The 4,080-nt window shown below is 41.3% G+C and carries 1 protein-coding gene and 1 pseudogene; one reads left to right on the top strand and one right to left on the bottom strand.

Features of this window, described 5'->3' with window-relative positions; genetic code table 11:
- Positions 1 to 397: 397 nt before the first annotated feature.
- Positions 398 to 3,592 carry a conjugal transfer protein TraG N-terminal domain-containing protein gene (locus G468_RS0116445; protein ID WP_026823970.1) on the top strand — a complete coding sequence of 1,065 codons (3,195 nt, stop codon included), beginning with the start codon at positions 398 to 400 and terminating at the stop codon, positions 3,590 to 3,592.
- Positions 3,593 to 3,801: 209 nt separating this feature from the next.
- Here the strand turns inward: G468_RS0116445 and G468_RS24265 are convergent.
- Positions 3,802 to 4,080: pseudogene (locus G468_RS24265) on the bottom strand (ISNCY family transposase); the annotation flags it as partial.

The raw sequence follows: 4,080 nt of genomic DNA, 5'->3' as shown, positions 1-4,080 counted from the left end.
GGCTGCTTTTCACCGGGGCGCAAATGGGTAAAAAAGCAACGGAATTGTTGTCAGAAAGACTGCATAACCTGGAGAAAAAGCGATGGTTACGCAGCTAAACGCAGGATTAATGTGTCTAAAATAAGGAAATCAGGTTAGAAATTACACTCTCTGAGGAAATGTTAACTGGCACTAAACACAATAAATCGATCCCCATCTCCTTTTTGCAATAAGGGATGGCTTTTGCTACTCACTTTAAAAGCGATTCAATTTCCTAACCATTCAAGTACATAATAGCTATGTTGTCAAAAATGGTGGATTGGTAAGGATTCAGGAAATTTTCAATACCTATATGAGTGGCACAAGTCCGTTGAAGATGCCGACAAACATCAATGGCGCAAAATAGTAAGGATAGGTGATGGAATTTAAAGTATTTACAACGGGCGGTGCTGCCGACATGCTTTCAATGGTATTCAATGCGCTGGCGATGTTGAATACCGATGGCGTATTGACGAGTGCGTTTAAAATAGCTTTGTTACTTGCCGTTATAGGGTATGTCATAAAAGCAGCAGCAGACAGTGGGAGAACAATATCCTTTCAACATGCTGCGGTTTCAATCGTCCTGTTCCTTTGTTTCTTTCAGGTTACAACTAGGGTCACGATAGAAGATACGACAACGGGAGAGATTCGTGCGGTCGATAATGTTCCTTTCGGTGTGGGTTTCACCGCTTCTATCATTAGCAGAACAGGTTATGAGTTTTCAAAAAAGATAGAACAGGCTTTTTCTACTCCTTCAATGACCGAGTACGGTCCGATAGATCCACTGTATATGATGTCAGCAATGTATGACGCTGCACGAGATCCGTTAACGTGGACGAAATATTCTCATGGTGTAGATATTGACAAGGCAATTCAAACATTTACCAGCCAGTGCCTTTCGTTTGATATAGCAAGGGGTACACAAAGTTATCTGAGCATAATGAACAAGCCAATGAATGATGAATTTGCACAGAGTCCAAACCGCAAAATACTATTACCAAAAGCTGACGGTACTACAGGTACAATGGAAGTAACGTGTAGAGAGGCTATGAAAGCCATTAAATCGTTGGTTGCAAGGGAGAAAAATTCGTTAGCAGACGGAATAATGAATGTTCGTAACTCCTATAATAGGAGATGTAATCAAAACGCTGTAACCTCGAAAGACCGATGTACATCTGCCTTTGCCGAAGATAGTATGCAAAACACATTACTGTTTTACAGTAATTCGGGAACTGACTTACGACAATTCCAAACAATGTTGTTGATGTACCCGTATATGGTGAATATGCCTAGTACGGTGAATGAAAACGCCTATCACTATTATGCTGCGGTTGCCAAGAATCAATCGCAAATACAACAATCGTTTAAGTGGGCTTCTGAGGGATCGAGTTTCTTAATTTGGGTACAGTATCTTCAATCATTTGTGCAAGCTGCGGTGTACGGATTAGTACCGTTTGTGGCGTTTGCGCTGGCGTTTGGAATGATGGGGATAGGCTTAACCTTAAAATACATTTTGGTTTTGCTGTGGGTTCAAACGTGGCAACCGCTAATGGCAATTATGAACGCCATTTTACTGACGAAAACCCAATCCGATTTATCCGTGTTGTCGTCTGGCATAACCACATTCAATGACCTATATCATATCTTGGATGTGACGCAAAAAAATATCGCTCTAGCAGGGCATCTGATGGCTTCTGTGCCTGTATTGGGGGCTTTCGTTGTCTTTGGCTCGTCCTATGCGTTTATGGGGCTGACAAGTGGCTTATCATCCACAAGCGCACCAGACTCAGCACCTTTAGCTCCAGCAGCTACCGATGCAGCACCAATTAACACCACGTCTTCTCTATCATCACATTCAGCCTTTAATGCTGTATCAGCTATGACAGGGACAGACCAAACAGGACCGAGTTTAAATATTGGCAAGACACTATCATCCAATCTTCAATCATCAAGACAAAGACTCGAAAATGCACAAAAACAGTTTAATGCGGTAAGTGGCAGTAACGTAAATGTCGGCACGGGATTATCAGAAACAGGTGGTATAAACCAAGGTTCTAATTTTACTTTGGGTGATACTCATACACACAATCAGGATGTGGGAGTTACAAAACTAGAGTCTGGCGGGTCGGAACATAATAAAACATTGTCAACAAACTCAACTGGAACAATCTCTGCATCTGTGGGGGGGCAAGTTTCGACATCAACACCGAACAAAGGCGGTGGCGGGAAATCTCCAGTCTCAGGATCAATTACGGGTACAGTGCGTTCAGGTAGTTCAGTAGTAGATGCAAAAACTGATGCGACAGCAATTAAAACAGGAGATCAAATATCTAAGAAAACAGGAGATAGTTCAGTTGACGCAAATCAACTATCTGCTTCTCTATCCGATGGTTATCAATATAATAAACAAGGTCAAGTCAGTGGTTCGCATTCAAGAACCAGTGGTTATCAGGACGCGCTTACAGAATTACAATCAGCACAAAAAGCCTACAATGAAGCAGTCTCACTCAATAATTCTATTGGTACGCAACAAACCTTTAAGCCTTCTCAAGTGGCTTATTTGGCAGAAAATAATCAAGATACACTCACCAGTATTGATAATAAAAACTTGGGAAATCAAGAATACCAAAAATCGAAACAGCAATATGCACAACAGTTGTCAACAGCAATGAGTCGTTCAGACGCAGAACAAGCAGCGATTCTGTATGCAGCTAATGACAATGGTACTTTAGCTCCTTATGCAAATGATTTGTTTGGTCCTAGTGTCAATACCGAAAGTTTGTCTTCATCAAAAGTACAAGGAAACGCAAATCTTGCAAACGGAGTAGAAGGAGATGTTAACAGGGGAATACCAGCGCGTGTGGCAGACGTAAATAATAATGGTTCTTTCATAGACCAAAACGGCATAAATCAAAAAGATTTTGCCAAAAATGAAACCGACCTATATTACGGGAGTCTCAATCAACAACACTTTGAAAATTTGAAAGATAAATTCTCTCCAGCAGAAGAACACGGTCAAACCGCAATGTTTTATTCCGACCGAAATGCGAAAAGCGCAGAAGCACTAACACATTCTACTGTAAATACCTCTGAATCACTCACGCAGCTTGGAACAGGCATTACGAACGGAATGAAAAATATTACGGGAGATTACGAAAACATTAAAGCAACCGATCAACATGAATTGAGCAAAATAACAGACCGTTCAGTAGTAGGCTCAAGCCTCACACAAGAACAGGCTCGAAATATAGGCAATTCCTTTGCAGAGTTTGGAGCAGTAGCAAAAAATGCAGGAGGCATTCAAACAATAAACGATCAAGCGAGTCGTTTTATGAAAGTGTATAGAGAGAATGGGGGAACAGGTACTGATGCACAAGTGTACACCGCCTTGAATCAGACCCAACGATCAATGCGTCTAGGCGATGGAATGGCTACATTCAATCACGCTTCAAATGCGCTTGTCGGTGGCAGCGGGGATAAAATACCTCACAATTCAGATCAAAGAACCATATCAGGTATAGATATAACACCTTATGCTGTACAGGGATGGCGTAGTTTTATAGATAAAAATTGACATCCTACCCGCCCTAAAGAGGCTGTCGCAAAAGAGGTAATATCATGTTTTTAATGATTTCAATATTTTAATTTTAAAGAAAAAATTAAATTATTTTTATTATAAATCCCTCTTTTTCGACAGCCTCTGAAGGACAGGGATTTACGGCGCACAGGGTAAATGCAGCAAAAAAAAGTCTGTAAAGAATTTTGTGTAAATGGCTCCATCGATTAATCCATCAGTGCATTAATCTCAGTATCAGACAGCCCCGTCGATATTTTGACAATCGCCCGATCAACGCCGTTGGCTAAAAGTTGGCGTGCTATGGTTCTGGCGGATTCTTGCCTACCTTTTTGTTCGCCAAGCTGAATACCTTCTTCACGACCTTTCAAGATACCTTTTTCTATACCTTGCTTCTCGCCCTCTTGCCGTAGCTGCTCTGCAATGGTCATCACTACCTCCCGATAATCAGTCGCTTTCTCCGCAATCTGATACAAAAATTGCTTTGC

Origin of the sequence: Arsenophonus nasoniae DSM 15247 (assembly GCF_000429565.1) — a bacterium.
GTDB lineage: Bacteria > Pseudomonadota > Gammaproteobacteria > Enterobacterales > Enterobacteriaceae > Arsenophonus > Arsenophonus nasoniae.
This window is presented reverse-complemented; position numbering and strand designations above follow the sequence as displayed.

Excerpts from the sequence above, each read along its gene's own strand:
- G468_RS0116445 (WP_026823970.1), top strand. The coding sequence starts at position 398 with ATGGAATTTAAAGTATTTACAACGGGCGGTGCTGCCGACATGCTTTCA.